The organism is Wolbachia endosymbiont of Tetranychus urticae (genome assembly GCF_046529255.1).
In the GTDB taxonomy this organism is placed as follows: Bacteria; Pseudomonadota; Alphaproteobacteria; order Rickettsiales; family Anaplasmataceae; genus Wolbachia.
Window position 1 is genome coordinate 1,120,964 of sequence record NZ_CP114181.1, and the last position, 19,336, is coordinate 1,140,299.

Here is a 19,336-nt window from a genome sequence, read left to right on the forward strand (position 1 = left end):
TTTGCAAATAGCACATATATAGCACCGAGCATACAACTGTGTATAAGGATTCAAAGTGTTCATAGCTTAAAAATTATAACGTATACCTATTTCTATGATTGCATCTGGTTTTTTCATCGGTGGTTTAAAGCCACTTAATTGACCACTTGCAGCAATAGCAACTGTGCCAACTATCTGCGGAATAATTTCACAATCAACACCTAACTTTACTTTATAACGCTAATTCTGGATTAAGGAAGGAAGAAAGTATAGGAAATGGAAGGCTTTTTGGATTTCAAGGAATAGGAAATGAGAGTAGAAAAGATGTGAACCAAGAAATTAACGGGAGATCTATGGCGAGTATGTTCAATTTCAAGTCTATTTTTGAGGTAGCCAAAAATCGTCTCAATGATCGACCTTTTTCTCAGCAAAATCTTTTCATGTAGTGAAATTAATGCGTTTTTCATCCCCTTTTTCACCTTGGTAACAAGTTTCAAACCGCGGTTAAACAACTCTTGGAAAAGCTCTTTTTTAATATAGCCTTTATCACCAAACAAAAGACCGGTTAATTTCTTAGTTAGGTTTGCTACAGGCTCTCTATCGTCAACATTACCTCTTGTAAGCGTAAAAGCTTGAATTTCACCTTTCTCGTTAATTATCAAATGTAGTTTAAAGCCGAAAAACCAGCCATATGTACTCTTGCTTAATTTTGCAATTCCAGCAAAAACCTTATTTCTTGATATTCTTTTTGCATGGCAAACTGCAATAGGAGTTGTATCTATGTATGAGATTCCAGTAAGTTCTGACCATCCGCAAAGGCACTGTAATAGCATGGCTAAATGCCACAAAACCCTGGGCTTTAGAGCAACAAACCTAGTGTATGAAGGCAACTTCGAAAACTCTGATTTGTAGAGCAATGTTAGGTAATGCAGGTAGAAAGCCTTAAAATTTTCACAGGGAGATTGCTGATACAGGAGGATTATTGTGATAATTTCCGAATGTGTAATTTCTGGCACTCTTGTGGGTTTTTACCGTTTGGCAGTAGTTTATCTGCAAAATTTTTCTCTATATCTCTGCAAAAATCATCGACCAGACAAAACAGTTTTGTTATATCTTCCATGGGTAACCTCATCTATTTTTTTCTATTTGTTGAGTTTACCCTACTCTCCTGACTTTTCTATTCTCTTTTTAATCCAGAATTAGCGTTATTAATGATTTTGTTTTAGTGGTCTTATGAAATGTAGCATTATCCATAACTATGGTTGTGCCAAGTGGCAATTTAGGTTTCTCCAACCATATATTGAATACCTCTTTGTCACACCCACCTTTGAAAGTCATTGGTGCAATAAATCTCATTCCAATCCACCCGGCTACTATACTGATTCTCTCTCGCTGGAATATCTGCATAAATTTTCTTTCCTCTTGGAGCACGTCCATATTCTCGGTATAACTTATTATCAACTCCTGCTTCATCTATATATAAGATGCTGGAATGGTCTATTTTTGAGATTTTATCAATAAATTGCTGCCTATCTTCTTGATTGCGCTCTTGATATAGTGTGACTTTTTTTTAAAGTAATTTTTACCTGTTTTAGTCTATACCAAATTGAATTTATTCCAAATCCAAGATTTTGTTTCATCTCTGCCAGAGTATGATCTGGATTCTTTGTAACATATTCTTCGAGTATTTTTGGGTCTATTTTTCGAATAAAGCTACCGTTTTTAGATGGCTTTAGGCTTTCACCAGCAGCTTTCTTTTTTAACCAGCGGTACAGCGTTGCTATTCCTATCTCCATGAGCTCTGCTATCTCAACCTTTGCCTTCCCTTTTTCTATCATCAATACTTCCTTTTCCCTTAAATCCACACTATATGCCATTATAACTCAAATACTTTATTATACCTTTATCATTTACTTTAGGAAATACTATAGTTGATTTTTCCATCCAAGAATCATTTTATTAGCTTGCCTCAATGTTTCAATAGAAGGCAAGTCTTCTGTGCTTAGTGGTAGACGAACAGTTTTGTGTTCTATAAGCCCAATGTCATGCAAGAGTGCTTTAGTAGGTATTGGGTTACTGGCGGTAAATAGAGCTTTGCAAGCTTGTTGCCAACTGTCTGCTTGAGGGTTCTTGCCACTCATGCATTGCTTAACATATTTATGTACTACACTTGGCCAAACATTGGCAGCCACAGAAACCAGACCAGCCGCACCCTTAGCAGACATATCAAATATCATATTATCGTCCCCACAAAACACCTCAATATTTGGTGCAACTTTCTTATACTGAGTTAAAGTATCAACGGTGCCACTTGAATCTTTGATAGCCCAAAATTTTTCATGGCTGGATAAGTTGTGTACAATTTCAACGTGAAGACTCACTCCTGCTCTTGATGGAATATTGTAAAGCATTGCTGGCACATGTGCTTTTTCAAGCAGCTTTTCAAACCATAAAATCTGCCCCATGATTCCAGGCTTTGTGTAAATGGGAGTTGTCATTAAATAACCATAAATAGGCATATCCTTGCAAAAATCAAGCCATTCAAGAGTCTGATATAGATTCACTCCTGGTACACCAATTATAATTTTCGTATTGGATTTTAGCTCACATACAAATTCAACTAATGTGCGCTTTTCAGAATCAGTAAGTGATAAGCTTTCACCGGTGCTACCTAGCAACACTACACCATTTTCAGCTTCAGCTTGCATTGTTAGTAAACGCTGCAAGCTTTGATAATCTATACTACCCCCATTGTAATCAAAGGGAGTAACACAAGCAGTCCATAAAAATGTAGATTTCAATTTAAATTGTTAAAATGGTATTTCATCGTCGATTAGTTCGTCTTTTATATCGTTGTCAAAACTTCCGTGTTTATCTTTTTGTTCTGTTTCATTTTGTTTGTATTCACTTGGCTTGTAATCAGAGTTTGATATACTGTTTCGTGAATCTAAAAGGGTAAGGGCACTATTAAAGTTATATAGCACCACCTCTGTCGTATACCTTTCGCTACCATTTTGGTCAGTCCATTTTCTAGTTCTCAGAGAACCTTCAACGTAAACTTTACTACCTTTCCGTGCAAAGTCTTTAACAATTTTTACTAGTCCTTCACTAAAAATTACAATATTATGCCATTCTGTCTTTTCAGAGCGAGTACCAGAAAATTTGTCAGTCCAACTTTCAGACGTGGCTATTGAAAAACTTGCCATCTCTTTTCCATTTTGTGTAGTCCTAATTTCAGGATCTTTTCCTAAATTACCAACTAATATGACTTTATTTATAGTACCACTAGACATAATTATGCTTTAAAATAAATCTCTTTATTATCTTATGTGAGAGTATTATTGTCAAATTTAATTAAAAACGCGCTTGGAGGGGTTCGAACCCGCGACCTTTGCCTCCGGAGGGCAACGCTCTATCCAACTGAGCTACAAGCGCAGATGTATTAGATTATTTAATAGATAAACTATCTAAATCAAATTTTTGTTCTGCATAAAGCGTAAACATAATACCTCCATGTCCAAAATGTACATTTTTAGAATTGCTTATCCGTTCTTTTGTTATCTTTTGGTTTACAGCCCATGAAAAAGTTACATAATTCTCAGTTACTGAGTGCACTTTTAAATCCTTAGTATTTATAAACAACTTTCCATTTACCCATATTTTCCATGTATCGGGGGAAAAGTATAAAATTGAATCTAAACTGACTACTTTACAATTGAAATTTTCTTCCTCTGTAACTCCTGAAGACTGTAAGTTAAACTTTTCCATCTCACTAACTATTCTATTAACCTGCTCTTCATCAAAAAAAATGCTTTTTATGCTACCATATTGCGATAAAGTACTCTCTGCTGCCTCTTTTATTATATCATCTCGATCTATATAATAATTGTTGATAAAAAAACACTCTTTCGCACGCAAATTTGCTATATCAATGAAGTCATTTATTTCTTGATTTCCAACTTTTAAAATACTTTTTAAGTACTTCTTTTCTATAATCATTCCATCATTAGAATGATGACAGACCATTTCATCATTGCCCTGTCTTTCTATATATACACATAAATTTTCACTATTTAACCCTAATATTTTATGCTCAATAAAATCTTCATTACTAATATGCTGTTGGCAAGAATATTTTTTACAAATCCCTATATTTTCTACAAGATCTTCGCAATTGCAATATGCACTAACATTCAAAAATAGCAGCGTAAAAATAAAAAACAACTTTATATTCATCTACTTAATATGGTATACCAATCAAAAACTATACTAGCTCTCACTATCTCTATCATATTACCACTTAAAATCTGGTTTATAACTTTAGCATCTATATTTCTCTGCTTATTCAAGGTAAGAGATCTGATCATAACATAACCAGGAAGATTTGGAATAGACTGTAGAAATAAAAAAATATGCTTATCGCTAATTGAGCTTAAACTTAGAACCACTTCACTTCTTATTACTTTTGTATGTTCACTTTTATTGTGGAGTTCAGCTTCTTCAGGTATAGAAATTGATATTTCAGGTTCTAACATGTAGTGTTTTTTATATAGCTTGTTAAGCTCAAAATTTAAATTTGTAATGTATCTGCTACTATGTAAGTTTGAAGAAGCAATTCTTTTCCATAAATCTAGGTTTTTATTTAGAACGACTTCTTTCTTTTGAATTTCAATGATCTGTAAATTAATAGAGCGTATTTCCTCAGCTGCAGTTTGATTTTTATTATAAACCTTTTTGTTATAGATAATAAAACACGTTGATAACCCTATTAATACAATAGATAACAATAAGTAATATATGCACTGAATTGTAGCTTTTCTTTTTAGTTGAGAGATAGTCATCAATCTACATTGCCTCTCCTATTTCAACATCAATAGATAGATTTTTCTCTTTAGTATTAGGTAAGCTAGAAATACTAATATCATGAGTACGGAAATTATCGTTTAAATTTTTCTGTAGTTTCTCGTATTGATAAGAAATGTCTTTACCAGATTGAAAATTAAACCTTAAAGTTGTGGTAATATAACTTTTTGCCTCATTATAATTCCACTCAAATAATTGAAGCTCTACATCTGGTACTTTTAACTTTTCTGCATACTTAATTTGTGTAAGGGGAGAGTACTCTATTTTTGATAAAATATTATTTATATTAATAAAATCGTAAACTTCATCTATCTTTTTTACATTATAGCTTTGGCTAAGTTTTATTAGTTTGTTATTTAAAGCACTCCGCGTTGCAGATAAATTATCAGCAACATTAAAATTTGAATACAAATTTTGCAAACAAAAGGTGTTAATTACAATTAAAGTCAAAAGGAGGTATAGAAAAATCCGAGGAGAGTTTAAATAAAGGTAATTGAACAGATAAAATTCTTTAGTTTCTTTTGTATTAAAAACATCTGTTGGCTTATTCTTAAAGCTATGGAACAAAATTGTAGTATCACAAAAGCTATCTTTTTCGCATATAGCTAATTCTGCTACCAATAGTTTACCTAGCTCATATGGAGTCAATATGTTCACACTATTCTCTGAAAAATTTATAACTGATAAACTAGATTTAATAGCTTCTGATACTATGATGCAAAGGTCGATAGGGTCATTTTTTTCAAATCCAAACTTAGTTAAAGATTGAATTGTATTTTTCACTTCCTGATATATTTCACCAGCAATGATTCCTGGTAAATTATCATTAGTAAATGGTATTAAACGTGTAAATATCATTTTGTCCTCTTTAAGAACCACTTGTCTATAGCCACCTGTTTTAGTTGCAGCAACTATAATTTTCCAGTTACTAGGATCTTTGTGTAGAATCTTTTTTGCTATACTGACTAGTTCTATAGGAAACATTAATATTCCTTTAAAGTTAGAGCCTATTTCAACAAACACGTCCAACCAATATTCTATTAAATGATTTGCTTTTGATGAAACAAATAGATACCACCAGTTTTGATTAAATTTATTCGGCTTTTCGACCAAGAGAATAGAATTTATATCGTTATTATGAGCAAAATGCTCTACTTTTGTTTTTGCTGATAGATAAGCACTAATCCTATTTACTCTTGGGATAGACTGTAGCAAATAGTTCTGATCAGTGTGATTGAGAACCAGATATAAGGGTGCTTTTTTATCTGATGAGAGACATGAAATTAAGTCAGAAACAGCTTTATTATTTTTGTCCTTAGCAAGATATCTTTTATTTAAAGTATCATTTTTAAAATATAGTAACATTGTGCCTTCTTTTCCTATAGAAAGCATAAACTTACTTTTGGGTTTTGACCCAAACATATTAACAAAGTGTATACTCATCTAGAATTAAAAAGGTAATTTATTGAAATTCATTAAACATTAGATGACAATATTACTTATATTATAAGTTTTTGATAAAACTAGTAGTAATATTAACCCTTTTGTATGATGAAGGTTTTTTATATTTTAATGTTTCTGTGCTAGACACAACTTAACCTGAAAAACGAGGATTAATCATATCTCAGCTTGATATTTTATTCTCCAACAGACTGAAAATTGAATTGAGCTAAAGACTTGATTTGACGCACGTTGTTGCACATTACCATTTAGTATACTTGAACTGAACATTTTCAGTGAATCCATCTGGCATGACTGAAACTTTTGTATTCATATTTATTTTTAAGTAATTTACTAGCTCATCAACTAATATATCAGGAGCAGAAGCACCTGCAGTAATCCCTATTTTTTCTGCGCCCTGCAACCAATTTTTGTTCATACATTTATAATTATCAATCAAATAGGCTCTTTTTCCTCTGGAAATACACAGGTCTAATAAACGGTTTGAATTTGAACTGTTTTTGCTTCCTACAATTAACACTACGTCTGTAATTTTAGCCAATTTTTTAACAGCGTTCTGCCTATTTTGTGTTGCATAGCATATATCTTTTAAGTCGGGGCCTGTAATGCTTGGAAATCTGAGCTTCAGTGTAGCAATAATTTCTTTGGTATCGTCAATACTTAACGTGGTTTGTGTTACATAAGATAAATTATCTGGATCTTTGATTTGTAAATTGTATACGTCTTCCATAGTTTGCACTAGAGCTATAGGATTATTTACTCTTCCTATAATTCCTTTAACTTCTGGATGATTTTCATGTCCAATTAGAATTAATTCTTTACCACTATCCTCATACCTTTTTGCCTCTTTATGCACTTTGCTAACTAGGGGACATGTTGCATCAATAATTTGAATACCCTTTCTTTTTGCCTCATCCTCTATACTTTTTGACACTCCATGTGCACTGAAGATCAATATTCCTCCATTGTCTTTAATGTCTTCTATGCTGCTTACAAAAACCACTCCTTGTTTCTTGAAGTCCTCTACTATATACTTATTATGAACGATTTCGTGTAGTACATAAACTTGGCGTTCATTTTTGTATTTCTCTAAAGTAATTGCTAATATGTCTACAGCTCTTTTAACCCCTGCACAGAAACCGCGTGGTTCAGCTAAGATAATCTCCATCTTTTAAGTAAGTATGTAAACATTGCTAAAAAGCAAGCTCCGCTCACTATGTTTCATATAATGACTGCTTTACTATAATTTCAAATTTATCATTACCAAGATTCTTATTAATATACCAGGAACCCTCATCTTTAATTACAAATTCAGGACCCTTGAGGTCTCTTGTTATTGTCCTTCCATCTTGGTCATCCATGGCAATATGGATATCGAATGTAACGATGTCTAGATTTATTATAGCTTTTTTCCCACTGTATGAATTTAGACTAAACTTGCCCAACATGACATCATTAATACTCACTTCTCCTGCATAAGTATCACACTGACCATCTACACAACACTCACTTTCAATATAAAAAAGGTCTGACATATTTACATCTATAAAAAAAAAGAACTAAACTTACATACTAAATATAGCTTACCCTTAATAAGCAATTACAGATTACTTTGGCTACAACAATAATGCAACTGGAAGTATAACATAATTAATTGTATAAGAAACTACACTTTAGAGAAATGGTTGTTTGGTTTTTTTATTAATTTTTTTCACCATACTGTCAATCATGTGTTTTATTCCTTGATATACAGAGTGTGTACTTTCATCACTACGCATATAAGCAGAGCAGGAAAATATATTATGCTTTTCGTCTTCTATTGATAGCTTTGTATCGCATGTTATATGTTCGCCGCCGAGCTTCTCTATCAACTGGTCTTTGTCGTCTCCGATAGTTACCTTAATCTTACTTTCTTCTTTACCTATCTTGCTACTTAAAATTAAAACAATAATGGCTGGAGATATACATATAGTTCCTATTGGCTTTTTTGCAACAAAGAACTCTGAGACTAATCTTTCAAACTCAGGCATTACTGTTTTATTTTCAGCTAAGTCAGATAAATTTTTCGCAACTCCATATCCACCAGGTACGACTAGCATGTCAAAATTTTCAGCTTTAGCTTCTCTTAAATCATCTATCTCACCTCTTGCAATTCTTGCTGCTTCTACAAGTACATTCCTTTTTTCTTTTACTGCTTCTTTTGTTTTGTGATTCATAACTTGTGTGATATCAACATCAGGAGCAAAGCACTTGACTTCAACTTCCTGCTGATCAAGCACAAGCAAACTTAAAACCGCTTCTCTCACCTCTGTGCCGTCGAGGTGGCCGCATCCTGATAAAACCACAGCAGCTCTTAATTTTTTCTCACCCATAAAATACCTTGATTTCATATAATCTAGGTATTGTAATACAAATTCCATATTTGGAAAGGAGTAATTGTTTTATGTCAATAATAATATAATTAATAATTAGTATATATAATTAGGCATATTTATAATTGATAGGAATTGAATATGGTACAAGGTGGTGAAGTAGATACTGGCAACAGTGAGTATCTTACACAAGGTGTACTTGAAATTATTCAGGGAAGTAAAAAGTTACAAGAAGAAACAAAAAATTTTCTGGATAAAAATAAAGATTTAAAAGATCTAGATTTAACTGAAGAGGGAAACGTAATTCTTTTATTAAGTAGTAGGAAAAGCGAAGAATTTTTGGCAGCTATGTCAAAAGGATTATCAGAAGAAGAGAAATTCAAAAAACTAGCTGAGCAAGTTGGTAAAAATCGAGTAATGGAGGAAAAGCTTGAAGCTTTAGGTAACCAACTGTTAGCTCAGGGGGTAATAAGTGGAGCAGCAGTTACAACACTAACAGGTGCACTATAGTATTTTCTAAAATGAATGATAAATTACCATTATGGTATTACCAACCAAAAGTTGTAAGTCTGTACATTTATACATCAGAGGTCTGAGGCGGCTTTTGATGGTATGCCAACAGTGTTCTATGGGATTCAAATCTCACTTTTACCCACAAGTATAAAAAGCAAGTAAGATAGAGAAAAATATACTTAAGATGAGGTAAAAATGTGTGAAGTAAATAGAAATGTACAATGTGCTGATGGCTTAGGAGATAAATGGCTAGAAAAAGAGTTGAGACATGTTAATCTGGGAGATGTAAGGCTTAATACAAGACTTATTAAAACAAGCTATTTAATAGAGAATAAGGCGTCTGGGTCAATTAGTCAAAGCTGTGTAGGATGGAAAGAAGCTAAAGGTGCATACAGATTATTTAGCAATGAGAAGCTTGAAGCTAAGGAAATTTATTCTTCCCATTATAAAGAAACTATGGAAAGGATAAAAGGAAATGAGCTGGTATTTTCAGTTCAAGATACAAGTTATTTGGATTTTGACTCTCATATAAAGACTAAGGGTCTAGGTAGTATTTCTAAAGCCTATACAAAATATAAAAAGGGTTTGTTATTGCACAGTAACTTAATGGTTAACAAAGACGGATTACCTTTAGGGCTATCTTCTCAACAGTGTTGGGCACGTTCTATCAGGGAAGAAACAGCCCAAGAAAAAGCAAACAGGAAATACCGTACTGCTATAAAGGAGAAAGAAAGCTATAAGTGGATAGCGGCACTAAAAGAAACCCTAAATAACCTCGCAGAAGGTGTACAGCTTGTTACTATTGGTGATAGGGAAGCAGATATTTTTAAGTTTTTATGGACTGTTGAATCATTGGACAGTTTTTATGTAATCCGCAACCGAACTAATAGGAAATTCATCTGTATTGAAGGGGGAAAAACGGATTTGCAAACACGTATAACTCAACTGCCTGTAAAAAAGGAAATTGTCTTGAATGTTGCTGAAAATAAATACCAGATCTCAAGAAAAGCTAACATTGAAGTCAGGTATATGAAAGGCTATATACCTATCAGATCTCCTTACATTTATGGATCGAAAGATACAGAGCATAAAATAAGTGATAAAATCGCTATATATGTAGTAAGTGCCAAAGAAACAAATCCTCCTGAAAGAGTAGAAGCTATTGATTGGACTTTGCTGACTAATATACCAGTTAATAGCACTTTAGATGCTATAGAAAGGATAAATTGGTATAAGCTAAGATGGAAAATCGAGGAGTATTTTAGGATTTTAAAATCAGGATGTAAGGTAGAAAGCTCTCGTTTAGCTACAAAAGAAAGATTAGAGAAATTAATCGCTATAAAGAGCATTATTGCATTTAATATTTTATATTTAACAAAAATCGCTTTATCGAATCCTATGGAGGTTTGTACTAAGGTTTTAAGTAATGAAGAGTGGAAAACCCTTTACACGCTAATTCTGGATTAAAAAGAGAATAGAAAAGTCAGGAGAGTAGGGTAAACTCAACAAATAGAAAAAAAATAGATGAGGTTACCCATGGAAGATATAACAAAACTGTTTTGTCTGGTCGATGATTTTTGCAGAGATATAGAGAAAAATTTTGCAGATAAACTACTGCCAAACGGTAAAAACCCACAAGAGTGCCAGAAATTACACATTCGGAAATTATCACAATAATCCTCCTGTATCAGCAATCTCCCTGTGAAAATTTTAAGGCTTTCTACCTGCATTACCTAACATCGCTCTACAAATCAGAGTTTTCGAAGTTGCCTTCATACACTAGGTTTGTTGCTCTAAAGTCCAGGGTTTTGTGGCATTTAGCCATGCTATTACAGTGCCTTTGCGGATGGTCAGAACTTACTGGAATCTCATACATAGATGCAACTCCTATTGCAGTTTGCCATGCAAAAAGAATATCAAGAAATAAGGTTTTTGCTGGAATTGCAAAATTAAGCAAGAGTACATATGGCTGGTTTTTCGGCTTTAAACTACATTTGATAATTAACGAGAAAGGTGAAATTCAAGCTTTTACGCTTACAAGAGGTAATGTTGACGATAGAGAGCCTGTAGCAAACCTAACTAAGAAATTAACCGGTCTTTTGTTTGGTGATAAAGGCTATATTAAAAAAGAGCTTTTCCAAGAGTTGTTTAACCGCGGTTTGAAACTTGTTACCAAGGTGAAAAAGGGGATGAAAAACGCATTAATTTCACTACATGAAAAGATTTTGCTGAGAAAAAGGTCGATCATTGAGACGATTTTTGGCTACCTCAAAAATAGACTTGAAAGTGAACATACTCGCCATAGATCTCCCGTTAATTTCTTGGTTCACATCTTTTCTACTCTCATTTCCTATTCCTTGAAATCCAAAAAGCCTTCCATTTCCTATACTTTCTTCCTTCCTTAATCCAGAATTAGCGTTTTACATACGTGAGCATAAAGTAGCCAAATTGCCAGAAGAACCTCCAAACATAAAACAAGCTATTATTTGGTTAGGAAAATTAGGTGGATTTATGAATAGAAAAAGTGATAATTTACCAGGAACTATGACTCTATGGCGTGGTTATGAAAACCTCAGGGAAAGCATGGTTATGCTTCGCATAATGACCTCTCAAAGTTGTGGGTAAAAGTGAGATTTGAATCCCATAGAACACTGTTGGCATACCATCAAAAGCCGCCTCAGACCTCTAATGTATAAATGTACAGACTTACAACTTTTGGTTGGTAATACCATAATGGAAATTTATCATTCATTTTAGAAAATACTATAGAATCCAGATTGTTTAGACTGGATCCTATGGTCAAGCCATAGGATGACAAAAGAGTAAACTTTACCTGTGTGAGCTATAGATCCCAGTGTTAACTACTTTCATGACAAGAAATAAAGCACTGATTTTGTACATTAACCATGCTTTTAAATAGATACCTTATTCTTGGCAACTTTAAACTCAACAACAGACACAAACAGACAATTTCTCAAAAACTTTTACAAGAGATTTTGTTAAATGCTCTATCATTTCATTTGTATGGTAAGGCGTAGGAGTAATACGGAAGCGCTCAGTCCCCTTTGAAACTGTTGGGTAATTTATATGTTGTACATATATTCCATACTTATCAAATAACAATTTTGATGCTTTTTTGGACAACTCAGGATCGCCAATTATGATTGGAATTATATGAGTTTCTGTCTGCATAAAATTCACTCCTGCGTTTCTCAGTGAGTCTTTTACCTTTTCAACAGACTGCTTTTGCTTCCCTCTTTCAACATTGCTCGATTTTAAATGCTCAACGCTTGCCTTTGCTGCTGCTGCTAAAACGGGCGACATAGCAGTAGTAAAAATAAATCCTGGGGCTGAACTTCTTATTACATCCACCAAGCTCTTTGAAGACGCTATATATCCACCCATCACTCCAAAAGCCTTTGATAATGTACCCTGAATAACAGTTATTCTATCCATCAAACCTTCTCTTTCTGCAATTCCGCCACCGCGCGGTCCATACATGCCAACTGCGTGTACCTCATCCAAATAGGTAATTGCATTATACTGATCTGCTAGATCACATATCGCTTCAAGCGGTGCTACATCACCATCCATTGAGTATACAGATTCAAGCGCTATTATTTTCGGTGTTTTTATATCTATAGATCTTAGCAATTGCTCTAAGTGATCAGTGTCATTATGCCTAAATATGTGCTTCGGTCTTTTGCCTGACTTTATACCTTCTATCATTGAAGAGTGATTTTTCTCATCTGAAAAAATTACCACACCCGGAATAACAGACGATAAAGTACTAAGTGTAGTTTGGTTGGCAAGATAGCCACAAGCAAAAGTTAAAGCAGCTTCTTTTTGATGCAAGTCAGCCAAAGACTTCTCGAGCTCAACAACTTCCTTTGTTGTACCTGATATATTTCTTGTTCCTCCAGCACCAACAGATGAATTTTGAATAGCAGCAATGACACTATCGTTTTGTGACATTCCCAGATAATTATTACTGCACCAGACAATAACCTCTCTATTTCTTTCATAATCCATAATATAGGGAAGTTTGCCAGGTAATGACGCAAAATGCGTAAATTCACGATAGCGCCCTTCTTCTTTTATATCTTTGATTTTATTTAAGAATATTTCTTCGTAGTCTACCAAGTTTTTATCTATTAACAACCAATATAATTATAATAAATTATTAAATGATAGACTACTATATTTATTACTTAGACTGACATTCTTCTATCTGCATAACCTTTTTGACCTGATTATCCTCAACTAAGCTTTTAGGCCTATAGCAGTACGTAATTGTAGCTGCAATAAGACAACAAACTGCAACTGCTATTCCTATTGCTAACATTTCCAAGTAAACTGCAACTGCTGCTCCTAAGGCAATACCAGTCATTGCAAGCGCAGAAGCAGCTACGACATACTTTTTGTGTTTTGTGGATCATTCTTTGAATTGCTTGGTACGGTTGCTGAATGACCCCAAGATTCCATAAGTTCCAAAAATCCCTTATTTCCTCGTTTTTTTGCCATATCTAAAGAGCCTCCTTTCAAAAGAGTATCTAATGGTGTATTAATAATTGGATTATTTTCTAAATACGGGCTTGCACCATTGTCTAGTAGCAATTTTGCAGATTTTTTATGCCCTTCATTTATTTTTCGATTATAAGCTATAACATGCAACGCAGTACCAATATTATTGCTTTGCATATTAACATACCTTCCTTTATCTTCTGCTGCACTTATTAAGATGGCAATTACATCAGAATGACCATTATCAGCAGCTAAGTGCAATGCAGTTTCACCATTATGATGTTGTAAATAAAGATCTGCCTTTTTTTTAAAAGTAATTCCACCATTGCCGAATTACCTTCTGCAGAAGCATACATCAAAGGAGTAAGATTATATCGTTCTTTAGCATCAACTGTTGCACCACGCTCTATTAGCAATTCCGCAACATCTAAATGTCCACTATATGCTGCTTCATGTAAAGGAGTTACTCTGCTGCCTGTACTGCTCACTGAGTTAACATTTGCACCGCTATCAAGTAAAAGCTTCACAAAATCTTTATGACCATTTCTAGCAGCTAAATGAAGTGCAGTGTCACCACCTACTTTTGTTTTTGATTTAATCTCAATATTTGCACCACATTCTAGTAAACGCCTGCCAAGCTCAACATCACCTTTTCGTGCTGCAACGTGTAAACGAATAAATCCATCATTATCATAATCTGTGAAACGTTCATTAATATCGTCTAGTAAACTTTCCCTACCAGCTTTTAATTCCTCAGGAATGATAAGTGTTACTTTACCATTTTCATACTCTATAGTATTTCCTAAAGTAAATGATAAAGGTATAATAAAGTATTTGAGTTATAATGGCATATAGTGTGGATTTAAGGGAAAAGGAAGTATTGATGATAGAAAAAGGGAAGGCAAAGGTTGAGATAGCAGAGCTCATGGAGATAGGAATAGCAACGCTGTACCGCTGGTTAAAAAAGAAAGCTGCTGGTGAAAGCCTAAAGCCATCTAAAAACGGTAGCTTTATTCGAAAAATAGACCCAAAAATACTCGAAGAATATGTTACAAAGAATCCAGATCATACTCTGGCAGAGATGAAACAAAATCTTGGATTTGGAATAAATTCAATTTGGTATAGACTAAAACAGGTAAAAATTACTTTAAAAAAAAGTCACACTATATCAAGAGCGCAATCAAGAAGATAGGCAGCAATTTATTGATAAAATCTCAAAAATAGACCATTCCAGCATCTTATATATAGATGAAGCAGGAGTTGATAATAAGTTATACCGAGAATATGGACGTGCTCCAAGAGGAAAGAAAATTTATGCAGATATTCCAGCGAGAGAGAATCAGTATAGTAGCCGGGTGGATTGGAATGAGATTTATTGCACCAATGACTTTCAAAGGTGGGTGTGACAAAGAGGTATTCAATATATGGTTGGAGAAACCTAAATTGCCACTTGGCACAACCATAGTTATGGATAATGCTACATTTCATAAGACCACTAAAACAAAATCATTAATAACGCTAATTCTGGATTAAAAAGAGAATAGAAAAGTCAGGAGAGTAGGGTAAACTCAACAAATAGAAAAAAATAGATGAGGTTACCCATGGAAGATATAACAAAACTGTTTTGTCTGGTCGATGATTTTTGCAGAGATATAGAGAAAAATTTTGCAGATAAACTACTGCCAAACGGTAAAAACCCACAAGAGTGCCAGAAATTACACATTCGGAAATTATCACAATAATCCTCCTGTATCAGCAATCTCCCTGTGAAAATTTTAAGGCTTTCTACCTGCATTACCTAACATTGCTCTACAAATCAGAGTTTTCGAAGTTGCCTTCATACACTAGGTTTGTTGCTCTAAAGCCCAGGGTTTTGTGGCATTTAGCCATGCTATTACAGTGCCTTTGCGGATGGTCAGAACTTACTGGAATCTCATACATAGATACAACTCCTATTGCAGTTTGCCATGCAAAAAGAATATCAAGAAATAAGGTTTTTGCTGGAATTGCAAAATTAAGCAAGAGTACATATGGCTGGTTTTTCGGCTTTAAACTACATTTGATAATTAACGAGAAAGGTGAAATTCAAGCTTTTACGCTTACAAGAGGTAATGTTGACGATAGAGAGCCTGTAGCAAACCTAACTAAGAAATTAACCGGTCTTTTGTTTGGTGATAAAGGCTATATTAAAAAAGAGCTTTTCCAAGAGTTGTTTAACCGCGGTTTGAAACTTGTTACCAAGGTGAAAAAGGGGATGAAAAACGCATTAATTTCACTACATGAAAAGATTTTGCTGAGAAAAAGGTCGATCATTGAGACGATTTTTGGCTACCTCAAAAATAGACTTGAAATTGAACATACTCGCCATAGATCTCCCGTTAATTTCTTGGTTCACATCTTTTCTACTCTCATTTCCTATTCCTTGAAATCCAAAAAGCCTTCCATTTCCTATACTTTCTTCCTTCCTTAATCCAGAATTAGCGTTTTTAGGTCTACAGCAGTATGTAACTGTAGCTGCAATAAGACAACAAGCTGCAACTGCTATTCCTACCGCTAACATTTCCAAGTAAACTGCAACAGCCACCCCTGAAACAATACCGGCTATTGCAAGCGCAGAAGCAGCTACAACATACTTCTTTGTACTTTGTGGATTTTTTTTGAGGCCACTTTTGCTGCTTTGCTCATTAATTCTTGGCAATTCTGTTTTTGGCTGTCCATTTCCGTTAGCAACTTGTTCTACATGCTCAGTAGGTTGATTAACGTTAATATCATTATTAACATCTTCAATTTTAATCGAAAGAAGTTCATCTTCATCATCACTTGTTAATTCTACTCTTAAAGTACAAGGAACAGAATTACTAGAAACAGTACCATTAGCTGTTGCTTCAGCTTCCACTGTGTCAATTACAGATATTCTTGTTTCATGACCTTCTTTACTAATTTTTTCAAATGGAGAATTACTATTAGAGTCTGAGGAAGTTCCGGCAGAGCAATCACTTTTATTACCTTCAAGTTTAGAAAAATCATCATCTTCAGAACTCAGTGATGGTGAATCCGATTCACGTTCTTTAACCTTTTCCACAGGAATTTGTTGACCACTTGCAGTAGCTTCGACATCATTGCCTACTGATGATGCATCAATGTGCTCGAGCTCGTTTTTAAGCAATGCTATTATTTGTGCAAGATCCTCTTTCTGCTTACCCTCTCCCAAGCTTGTCATCTTGTCATTTGCTTGACTCAAGAGCTTCTGTAAAGTGGATTTACATACACTACCATCTAATTTCTTTGATAAATCTATCATAGTATCACGATTGATTCTATCGACAGGATCAGACAATTTTTCTCCTATAATGTTTTCATTTCCAGGCATTTTACCCTCCTCACAATTATTACCTATAGCTTCTTCTATTGAAGCCTCTTCATTATTCATAACATTCTCTACTTTATCAACAATGTTTCTTTGCGGCTGTTGATTATCAATATTTTTGGATTCTAGATCTTTTTTAATATTTAAATGCAAAGGTGTTTTATCATCTAAACCTTCAAGAAATTTTGTGATTTTTGATTCACTAGAAGATTTTTCCCTGTTTTCTTCCCTTACCAAATATAAACTTTTCGTTCCTACCAGATCTAAAGCTGTTTTGCCATCTCTATCTTGAATGTTCCAATCAGCTCCCTTGTTTACAAGTAATTTTACTATTTCAAATTTATCATGGTAAGCAGCCCAATGTAAAGCTGTTCTGCCATGCCTCTCATCTTGAATATCAATTTCAGCGCCATTTCCAATAAGCAAGCCCATTAATTCTAAATTATTACGTGCCACAGCCCAATGCAAAGGTGCATGCCCTGAATTGTCTATACTATTAATATCAGCAATTTTATGATTAATAATAGTCTTTGCTACATCTATAAAATCTTGTTGTATAGCATAGTGCAAAAATTTTTCTGACATATCAGAAACTCTAGACCTGGCTTCAGTATCTTTAAATTTATCTAATACCGCTTTCACGCATTCTTGATTACGAATAGACAACGCCCTTCGAAGTTTTTCACATATGCTATGCCAAGGTAGAATAGTACTTCGATTTTTTTCCAAATCTTCTAATAAAAGCTTAGTATAGCGCTGTCCACCAACACCAATAAGTAGCCTATCAAGACCTTCATCTTGCGTAAATAATATACTTTTATGCGTTTTTGCATATCTTTCCACAAGCATATCATTAGCTGCAATGGCTAGTAGTGAAAGCTCTTTTACTGAATAATTATAATAACCATTTGTTTCATCATAACTATTATTCAACAGCACATTGTGCATATGATCAGTCAAATTAAGCTGTTGAGAGCAAAAATCCTTCAAATTACCACAATTTAAATCAGTAATAAATCTATCACTTTCCTCTATATTATTTATAGTTTTATCTAAACCTGCGTAATCACCATAATTTTTTGCTTTATTTATAACGTCTATTAATCCATCAAAGGTTAAATTTTTAGGGATAATGGTAAATTCTTCTTCATTATGCCTTGGTTCTATATTAACCTGATCTTGAGGCCAAAATAACTCTGTTGCTACAACTGCTGTAACTTCTGCAACACCTACCAATACATTCGCAACATTACCTAAAATGCCTGGATCAGTAACTACTTTGTTTGCTACTTCACTCCTATCAGATGAACTCTCAGTAATAGACAAGTCTTCAGCAGCAAATGACTTAGGTCCTTCATTCATATTTTTCTCAAGAGTCTCTGTAATTCTATTGTCCTCATCTTCGAAATGCCTATTTATTTCATCTAACAAACTTTTGCCATCAGCTTTGTAATTCTCTAATTGTTCAGGAATGGCAAGTGTTACTTTGCCGTTTTCATACTCTACCTTACTATCTCGAAACTTAAGGGTGAACTCTAAAACAGCATCAACCCTGCATATTTCCTTATTCGTATCAAGTTCTCTAACAGGCATACTTGGACAATACTGAATATTGAGAGAACCTTGGCTATCATATACAATACTTATCTTTCTATCGTTGGCATGAGGCAAGCTTAGTTTATGCTTAGAGAATATATGAGAGAGCTGCATTAACAAAGAGCCATCATACCCAGCCTGATTGCAATTAGTAATTAACTCTTCTAATATATTGTCATTTGGAGTTTCTGCCTTAGCATATTTAAACATTTCTGTGAAAACTTGCTTAGCAAACAGGCGGTAATTTGCATTTTCACTCGAAATTAAGTGATTGTGCTGGCAATATGACTCGTGAACATACGCTTTGCTTATTGTTTGCCCATTAATTACAAAATCCATTCTTTCCAAATCAAGTTGTGCTTGCTTGCCAGAATTTGCATTCCTATTATTCTCACCTGCCTTTACTTGACTTAGCAAAGATTGTGTTAGCTGAAATTCCAATTCAATTGCTCTGTTAGTATTTTGTCCTTCCTCAACCTCTGAACAATTGCCTGAATCTCCAGAATGACGATGCTCCTTAATTTCTTCTTGTTCTAAAACTTCGAATTCTTCTTCAGCACCTGAATCTCTGGAATGGCGACGCTCCCTTTCTTCTGCAGTATCTACTGCTGGCGGCATGAGCCCACCAAGCAAATTCCAACCACCCATGATTTACCCCCTG

At 34.1% G+C, this 19,336-nt stretch carries 21 protein-coding genes, 1 tRNA gene and 4 pseudogenes; 8 read left to right on the forward strand and 18 right to left on the reverse strand.

Annotation, left to right across the window (positions count from 1 at the left end; translation table 11 throughout):
• Nucleotides 1-66: 66 nt before the first annotated feature.
• The 13 genes and pseudogenes from O1Q06_RS05845 to elbB form a co-directional block, all read right to left on the reverse strand.
• Nucleotides 67-216, reverse strand: a pseudogene (locus tag O1Q06_RS05845) (cell envelope biogenesis protein OmpA); the annotation flags it as partial.
• Between the two features lie 14 nt (nucleotides 217-230).
• Nucleotides 231-1,099: pseudogene (locus tag O1Q06_RS05850) on the reverse strand (IS982 family transposase).
• Between the two features lie 68 nt (nucleotides 1,100-1,167).
• Nucleotides 1,168-1,452 (reverse strand): hypothetical protein, encoded by a 285-nt coding sequence (locus O1Q06_RS05855; RefSeq protein ID WP_410542383.1) that lies wholly within the window; start codon nucleotides 1,450-1,452, stop codon nucleotides 1,168-1,170.
• 56 nt (nucleotides 1,453-1,508) lie between these two features.
• Nucleotides 1,509-1,856, reverse strand: coding sequence for an IS630 transposase-related protein (locus O1Q06_RS05860; protein WP_410542384.1), 348 nt, complete (start codon nucleotides 1,854-1,856; stop codon nucleotides 1,509-1,511).
• A 48-nt stretch (nucleotides 1,857-1,904) separates the two neighbouring features.
• Nucleotides 1,905-2,780, reverse strand: coding sequence for a 4-hydroxy-tetrahydrodipicolinate synthase (dapA, locus tag O1Q06_RS05865; protein WP_410542385.1), 876 nt, complete (start codon nucleotides 2,778-2,780; stop codon nucleotides 1,905-1,907).
• Between the two features lie 9 nt (nucleotides 2,781-2,789).
• The gene (gene ssb, locus O1Q06_RS05870; protein ID WP_410542386.1) at nucleotides 2,790-3,272 is read right to left on the reverse strand and encodes a single-stranded DNA-binding protein; all 483 of its coding nucleotides are present in this window, start codon (nucleotides 3,270-3,272) and stop codon (nucleotides 2,790-2,792) included.
• A gap of 68 nt (nucleotides 3,273-3,340) precedes the next feature.
• A tRNA-Arg gene (locus tag O1Q06_RS05875) sits at nucleotides 3,341-3,414 on the reverse strand.
• Between the two features lie 12 nt (nucleotides 3,415-3,426).
• Entirely contained in the window at nucleotides 3,427-4,215 is a 789-nt protein-coding gene (locus tag O1Q06_RS05880) for a hypothetical protein (RefSeq protein ID WP_410542387.1), read from the reverse strand.
• Nucleotides 4,212-4,820, reverse strand: a complete 609-nt coding sequence (locus O1Q06_RS05885; protein ID WP_410543161.1) for a hypothetical protein — start codon at nucleotides 4,818-4,820, stop codon at nucleotides 4,212-4,214. Before O1Q06_RS05885 ends, O1Q06_RS05880 begins: the two co-directional genes overlap by 4 nt.
• A gap of 4 nt (nucleotides 4,821-4,824) precedes the next feature.
• Nucleotides 4,825-6,264: a hypothetical protein gene (locus O1Q06_RS05890; RefSeq protein ID WP_410542388.1), complete on the reverse strand. Its 1,440-nt coding sequence runs from the start codon at nucleotides 6,262-6,264 to the stop codon at nucleotides 4,825-4,827.
• A gap of 280 nt (nucleotides 6,265-6,544) precedes the next feature.
• Nucleotides 6,545-7,471, reverse strand: coding sequence for a 4-hydroxy-3-methylbut-2-enyl diphosphate reductase (gene ispH / locus O1Q06_RS05895; RefSeq protein WP_410542389.1), 927 nt, complete (start codon nucleotides 7,469-7,471; stop codon nucleotides 6,545-6,547).
• A gap of 46 nt (nucleotides 7,472-7,517) precedes the next feature.
• Nucleotides 7,518-7,838: a hypothetical protein gene (locus tag O1Q06_RS05900; protein ID WP_410542390.1), complete on the reverse strand. Its 321-nt coding sequence runs from the start codon at nucleotides 7,836-7,838 to the stop codon at nucleotides 7,518-7,520.
• A 138-nt stretch (nucleotides 7,839-7,976) separates the two neighbouring features.
• Nucleotides 7,977-8,675, reverse strand: a complete 699-nt coding sequence (elbB, locus tag O1Q06_RS05905; RefSeq protein ID WP_410542391.1) for an isoprenoid biosynthesis glyoxalase ElbB — start codon at nucleotides 8,673-8,675, stop codon at nucleotides 7,977-7,979.
• Nucleotides 8,676-8,816: 141 nt separating this feature from the next.
• On the opposite strand from elbB, the gene O1Q06_RS05910 reads away from it, so the two are divergent.
• From O1Q06_RS05910 to O1Q06_RS05925, 4 genes and pseudogenes are all read left to right on the forward strand, one after another.
• Nucleotides 8,817-9,185 carry a hypothetical protein gene (locus tag O1Q06_RS05910; RefSeq protein ID WP_410542392.1) on the forward strand — a complete coding sequence of 123 codons (369 nt, stop codon included), beginning with the start codon at nucleotides 8,817-8,819 and terminating at the stop codon, nucleotides 9,183-9,185.
• A gap of 198 nt (nucleotides 9,186-9,383) precedes the next feature.
• Nucleotides 9,384-10,655: an IS4 family transposase gene (locus O1Q06_RS05915; RefSeq protein ID WP_410542393.1), complete on the forward strand. Its 1,272-nt coding sequence runs from the start codon at nucleotides 9,384-9,386 to the stop codon at nucleotides 10,653-10,655.
• A 69-nt stretch (nucleotides 10,656-10,724) separates the two neighbouring features.
• Nucleotides 10,725-11,593: pseudogene (locus O1Q06_RS05920) on the forward strand (IS982 family transposase).
• A 43-nt stretch (nucleotides 11,594-11,636) separates the two neighbouring features.
• Complete coding sequence (locus O1Q06_RS05925; RefSeq protein WP_410542394.1) at nucleotides 11,637-11,813, forward strand: hypothetical protein; 177 nt, start codon at nucleotides 11,637-11,639, stop codon at nucleotides 11,811-11,813.
• Nucleotides 11,814-12,134: 321 nt separating this feature from the next.
• On the opposite strand, the gene hemA is transcribed toward O1Q06_RS05925, so the two are convergent.
• From hemA to O1Q06_RS05945, 4 genes are all read right to left on the reverse strand, one after another.
• On the reverse strand, nucleotides 12,135-13,331 hold the full coding sequence (gene hemA / locus O1Q06_RS05930; protein ID WP_410543162.1) for a 5-aminolevulinate synthase: 1,197 nt from the start codon (nucleotides 13,329-13,331) through the stop codon (nucleotides 12,135-12,137).
• A 64-nt stretch (nucleotides 13,332-13,395) separates the two neighbouring features.
• Entirely contained in the window at nucleotides 13,396-13,578 is a 183-nt protein-coding gene (locus O1Q06_RS05935) for a hypothetical protein (RefSeq protein WP_410542395.1), read from the reverse strand.
• 17 nt (nucleotides 13,579-13,595) lie between these two features.
• Nucleotides 13,596-13,973 (reverse strand): hypothetical protein, encoded by a 378-nt coding sequence (locus O1Q06_RS05940; protein ID WP_410542396.1) that lies wholly within the window; start codon nucleotides 13,971-13,973, stop codon nucleotides 13,596-13,598.
• A complete protein-coding gene (locus O1Q06_RS05945; protein ID WP_410543163.1) occupies nucleotides 13,964-14,539 on the reverse strand; it encodes an ankyrin repeat domain-containing protein in 576 nt (191 codons plus the stop codon). Before O1Q06_RS05945 ends, O1Q06_RS05940 begins: the two co-directional genes overlap by 10 nt.
• Before the next feature lie 17 nt (nucleotides 14,540-14,556).
• Here O1Q06_RS05945 and O1Q06_RS05950 point away from each other — a divergent pair, with 17 nt between their 5' ends.
• From O1Q06_RS05950 to O1Q06_RS05965, 4 genes and pseudogenes are all read left to right on the forward strand, one after another.
• Entirely contained in the window at nucleotides 14,557-14,904 is a 348-nt protein-coding gene (locus O1Q06_RS05950; RefSeq protein ID WP_410542384.1) for an IS630 transposase-related protein, read from the forward strand.
• A gap of 56 nt (nucleotides 14,905-14,960) precedes the next feature.
• Nucleotides 14,961-15,245 (forward strand): hypothetical protein, encoded by a 285-nt coding sequence (locus O1Q06_RS05955; protein WP_410542383.1) that lies wholly within the window; start codon nucleotides 14,961-14,963, stop codon nucleotides 15,243-15,245.
• 68 nt (nucleotides 15,246-15,313) lie between these two features.
• Nucleotides 15,314-15,454, forward strand: a complete 141-nt coding sequence (locus O1Q06_RS05960) for a hypothetical protein (RefSeq protein WP_410542397.1) — start codon at nucleotides 15,314-15,316, stop codon at nucleotides 15,452-15,454.
• Nucleotides 15,418-16,080: pseudogene (locus tag O1Q06_RS05965) on the forward strand (IS982 family transposase); the annotation flags it as partial. The gene O1Q06_RS05960 and the pseudogene O1Q06_RS05965, both read left to right, overlap by 37 nt.
• On the opposite strand, the gene O1Q06_RS05970 reads toward O1Q06_RS05965, so the two are convergent.
• The gene (locus O1Q06_RS05970; protein WP_410542398.1) at nucleotides 15,988-19,323 is read right to left on the reverse strand and encodes an ankyrin repeat domain-containing protein; all 3,336 of its coding nucleotides are present in this window, start codon (nucleotides 19,321-19,323) and stop codon (nucleotides 15,988-15,990) included. The pseudogene O1Q06_RS05965 and the gene O1Q06_RS05970 overlap by 93 nt on opposite strands.
• Nucleotides 19,324-19,336: the final 13 nt, after the last annotated feature.